Origin of the sequence: Thauera aminoaromatica S2 (assembly GCF_000310185.1) — a bacterium.
GTDB classification, from domain to species: domain Bacteria; phylum Pseudomonadota; class Gammaproteobacteria; order Burkholderiales; family Rhodocyclaceae; genus Thauera; species Thauera aminoaromatica.
Map to the genome: position 1 here is coordinate 1 of NZ_AMXD01000211.1, position 4463 is coordinate 4463.

Below are 4463 nucleotides of genomic sequence, written 5' to 3' on the forward strand. Positions count from 1 at the left end.
GGTCGGAGAACAGCGCCGCGCCGAGCGGGCGGGCGCCGATGCCGTGGAAGAGGTTCCACGCCCCGCGCAGGTTGCGGCGGGGCAGCAGCGAGCGCGCGAACACCACCGGACGGCCGTCTGCCACCAGCAGCACCTCGCGCAGCCAGGCCAGCTCGCCGACGCGCAGGCCGAGCAGCCACGCCTCGTCGCGCCGCACGTGGGCGAGGCGCTGGCACAGCACGCGCACCTCGAAGCGGGTGCAGCGCGCGCGGATGCGCGCGGTGAGCGAGCCGGCATCCTTCAGCCAGGGCAGCAGCGCGGGCGGGAGCAAGACGCGCGGCGGATGGGCGAGCCAGGTCTCGTGGCGCGGGCCGGTGTGCAGGGGGAAGGCGGTCAGGGGGCGCATCGGGTCAGGAGCGGGTTTCGGTTTCTTCGTGCAGGAGCAGGCCGCTTGCAACGCAAGGGCACGCGAGGGGCGTCCGGACGGCAGCAATCGCGACTTGCGTCGCTCCCACGGGAGATGCGGTGCGTCCGGGCGGCAGCAATCGCGACTTGCGGTGCTCCTGCGTCCCACACCGGGCGCTCCGGGTTTTCCGTGGGAGCGACGCAAGTCGCGATCTGCCGTTCTCCACCCGATGCGCGGCGAAAAGTGCCACAGGGCACCGACAGCACTCGCCAGCCCATCATGCGCGCAGCAAGGCTTCGCGCCCGCCCAGCCAGCGCCGCATCAGCGCGTTGGCGGCGGCGGGGTCGTGGGCGAGCAGGTGTTCGGCGAGCTCGCGCGCGGGCTCGACCAGCCCGGCGTCGAGTTCGAGATCGGCGTAGCGCAGCAGGGGCACGCCGCTCTGGCGGGCGCCGACGAATTCGCCCGGACCGCGGATGCGCAGGTCCTCGCGCGCGATCGCGAAGCCGTCGGTGTTCTCGTAGATCACCTTGAGGCGCTCGCGGCCGGTCTGCGACAACGGCTGGGCGTAGATCAGGATGCATACCGACTCCGCCGTGCCGCGCCCCACCCGGCCGCGCAGCTGGTGCAGCTGGGCGAGCCCGAAGCGCTCGGCGTGCTCGATCACCATCAGGCTGGCGTTGGGCACATCCACCCCGACCTCGATCACCGTGGTGGCCACCAGCAGATCGAGCGCGCCGGCGGAGAAGGCGGCCATGGTGGCGGATTTCTCCTCGTTCCTGAGGCGGCCGTGCACCAGGCCCACGCGCAGCTCGGGGAGCGCCTCGACCAGCGTCGCGAAGGTGTCCTGCGCGGTCTGCAGTTGCAGCGCCTCGGACTCCTCGATCAGCGGGCACACCCAGTAGGCCTGGCGGCCCTCCAGACAGGCCGCGCGCACGCGCGCGACGACCTCGTCACGACGCACGTCGGAGACCAGGCGGGTGCGGATCGGCGTGCGCCCGGGCGGCAGCTCGTCGAGCACCGACACGTCGAGATCGGCGTAGTGGGTCATCGCCAGCGTGCGCGGGATCGGCGTCGCCGACATCATCAGCATGTGCGGCCGCCGCCCGCCCTCGCCCTTCTCGCGCAGCGCCAGGCGCTGGCGCACGCCGAAGCGGTGCTGCTCGTCGACCACCACGAGCGCCAGCCGCGGCAGCGTCACCGGGTCCTCGATGAGCGCATGGGTGCCGACCGCGAGCAGCACCTCGCCGCTCGCCAGGCGGGCGAGCTCGGCCTCGCGCGCGCGCTTCCTGCGGCTGCCCGACAGCCAGGCGACGCCGATGCCCAGGGGCTCCAGCCAGGCCGAGAGCTTCTTCCAGTGCTGCTCTGCGAGGATCTCGGTGGGCGCCATCATCGCCGCCTGCCACCCGTTCTCGGCCGCCTGCAGCATCGCCAGCGCGGCGACCAGGGTCTTGCCCGAGCCGACATCGCCCTGCAGCAGGCGCTGCATCGGATGCGGCGCCGCGAGGTCGGCGGCGATCTCCGCGCCCACCCGCGCCTGCGCCCCCGTGGGACGGAAAGGCAGCGATTCGAGCAAAGCCGCGGTCAGCAGGGCGCGCGCCGGCAGCGCCACCGCCGCCTGGGCACGGCGCGCGAGCCAGGCGCGGCGCAGCGAGAGCTGCTGCACCAGCAGCTCCTCGAACTTCATGCGCTGCCAGGCGGGATGCTCGCGCTGCTCGAGCGCGAAGGGGTCGGCGTCGGGCGCGGGATGGTGCAGCGCATGCAAGGCCTCGGCGAAGCCGGGCAGCCCCAGGCGGTGCAGCCAGGCGGCCGGCAGCAGTTCGTCGAGCGGCTCGCTCTGCAGCGCCTGTGCGACCAGCTTGCGCAGGGTGATCTGGCCGACGCCGGCGGTGGTGGGATAGACCGGGGTGAGCGCATCGGGCAGCGCCTCGCCGGGCGCCACGGCGCGCAGGCGCGGATGCACCATCTCGAGCCCGAAGAAGCCGCCGCGCGCCTCGCCGAACAGGCGCACGCGCCCGCCCGGCGCGAGCGGTTTCTGCTGCGAGGGGTAGAAGTTGAGCCAGCGCGCCACCAGGGTGCCGCTGTCGTCGGCGATCCGCGCCACCAGCTGGCGGCGCGGACGCAGCACCACCTCGCTACCGAGCACCTCGCCCTCGACCTGAGCGGGAAAGCCGGGGCGCAACCGGGCAATCGGCGTCAGCCGGGTCTCGTCCTCGTAGCGCAGCGGCAGGTGGAGCAGGACATCGCGTGGCCCGCGCAGGTCGAGCCTGGCCAGCCGCCCCGCCAGCTGCGCCCCGACCCCCGGCCAGCCGCGCGGCGGCTGCGTCGCGTTCAATCGTCGATCCTTCTCGGAAGGAGGAAAGGGGCAACAGGTCTCGCGCGCCCGCCGTTGATCGGCCGGCACGCGACCGGGACACCGAAGCGGTATGCCAAGGAGGCAGCGCTCCGAGCGCCCCGCCCCTTAAGTTTCACACCTCGTGCCTTGCCCCTTGCAGGCCTCAGCCGAGCACGAGCACCAGATCCGCCTCGACCAGCGCGCCGCGCGGCAGCTCGCGCACGCCGACGGTGGCACGTGCCGGATAGGGCTCGGCGAAGCAGGACTTCATGATCTCGTTGACCACGCCGAAGTTGGCCAGGTCGGTGAGATAGATGGTGATCTTGACCACGTCGGCGAAGGAGCCGCCGGCCGCCTCGGCCACCGCGGCGAGGTTGTCGAACACGCGACGCGCCTGCGCCTCGACGCCCTCGACCATTTCCATGGTGACGGGGTCGAGACCGATCTGGCCGGAGAGGAAGACCTGGTTGCCGACCTTTACCGCCTGCGAATAGGGGCCGATGGCGGCGGGTGCCTTGGGGGTGGAGATGATCTGACGGGCCATGGTTTTGCCTCTGCTTGGGGAAAGCCGGCATTGTACCCGCGGGCGCGGGCGGACATGCCGCCCGCAGGGCACCCGGGCGGCTCAGCCGCCGGCGCGCAGGGTGATCTCGCAGCCGAGGCGATCGATCAGTTTCTGCAGGCCGACACGCTCGCCGGTGTTGATGACCAGCGGCGCCATGAAATTGGCGCGCAGGCCGGTGCCGGCCGGGCTTTCGCCTTCGTCCTTGCGCACGATCACCGCGACCGCGGCATCCTCGGGCGTGCGCAGGCGCAGCATCGCGACTTCCTCGTCGCTCAGCGGGAATTCCAGGTGAACGCCGAGGCGCTCGGGCGCGGTCACCGAGAAGGCGACATCGGGCTCGTCCACGCTCTGCAGCAGGAACACATGCGCCTCGCGTCCTTCCTCGTGCAGCAGGGTGAAGCGGCGGCACTCCTCGAAGCCGGGCAGGCCCTTGGGAAACTCGATGATCTTGTCTTCGGCAATCTCGGCGCTGCCGAACAGCGGACTCTTGATCTGCATGACTGGAACCTCGCTTCAAAAAAACATCATCATCCGAGGCACGGCGGACCCGCCGTGACACGCTTCACGTCCGCTCAACGCGGGCGTTCTGGGGGGATCAACACGCCAGGCCCGGCACCCGCCGCCTGCAGCCGCTTGCGCGCACGCTCGGCGGCCTCGCGGTCGACGAAAGGACCGAGCACCACCCGGCTCTGGATGTGCGCCGGCTGCCCCGCGGCTGCGGCCTGCTGGTAGATGCGCAGCGCGTTGTCGGGGGCGGCGAAGACGCCGAGCTGGACGAGATAGCCGGAGCCGGCGGGCGCCACGGCGGCACGGGGAAGCAGGACACCATCGAGCTTTGCGGTGGGAACCGGAAGCGGAGTGCATGCCGGCGCAGGTGGCGGAGTCGGGCAGGAGGGTGGGGGCGCGGATGGGGGCGCGCATGCAGCCCCCTGCCCGGCCCCGAGCGGCACGGCGGCCTCGTACGCTGGCGCACCGGGGCCGGGCTTTCCGGCCGCCGACAGCGGGTTCGCGGGCATGGCAGGAGGAGTCGAGGCCGCAGCGCCGGGCGCCGCCCCACCAACCGCCGCGCCAGCGCCCGCGCGCGACGGCACCGGACGGTCGCGGTCGAGCAGCCCGAGCACCAACAGCACGAGAGCGGCGGCCAGCGCCGCGGCTGCGCGGAGCAGCGCTGCGCGCCGCGG

Annotated in this window: 5 protein-coding genes; all 5 read right to left on the reverse strand. The window is 72.6% G+C overall.

From position 1 onward, the window contains the following. Positions 1–385: chorismate--pyruvate lyase family protein (locus C665_RS18550; RefSeq protein WP_004326446.1), on the reverse strand; the 385-nt coding region annotated here is incomplete at its 3' end. A gap of 277 nt (positions 386–662) precedes the next feature. Beyond that, complete coding sequence (gene recG / locus C665_RS18555) at positions 663–2786, reverse strand: ATP-dependent DNA helicase RecG (protein ID WP_281054731.1); 2124 nt, start codon at positions 2784–2786, stop codon at positions 663–665. Positions 2787–2880: 94 nt separating this feature from the next. Beyond that, positions 2881–3261, reverse strand: a complete 381-nt coding sequence (locus C665_RS18560) for a RidA family protein (RefSeq protein WP_004326450.1) — start codon at positions 3259–3261, stop codon at positions 2881–2883. Between the two features lie 81 nt (positions 3262–3342). Continuing rightward, the gene (gene fliW / locus C665_RS18565) at positions 3343–3780 is read right to left on the reverse strand and encodes a flagellar assembly protein FliW (RefSeq protein WP_004326451.1); all 438 of its coding nucleotides are present in this window, start codon (positions 3778–3780) and stop codon (positions 3343–3345) included. A 74-nt stretch (positions 3781–3854) separates the two neighbouring features. Continuing rightward, positions 3855–4085 (reverse strand): SPOR domain-containing protein, encoded by a 231-nt coding sequence (locus tag C665_RS20800; RefSeq protein ID WP_004326453.1) that lies wholly within the window; start codon positions 4083–4085, stop codon positions 3855–3857. Positions 4086–4463: the final 378 nt, after the last annotated feature.

Excerpts from the sequence above, each read along its gene's own strand:
- C665_RS18560 (WP_004326450.1), bottom strand. The coding sequence starts at position 3,261 with ATGGCCCGTCAGATCATCTCCACCCCCAAGGCACCCGCCGCCATCGGC.
- fliW (WP_004326451.1), bottom strand. The coding sequence starts at position 3,780 with ATGCAGATCAAGAGTCCGCTGTTCGGCAGCGCCGAGATTGCCGAAGAC.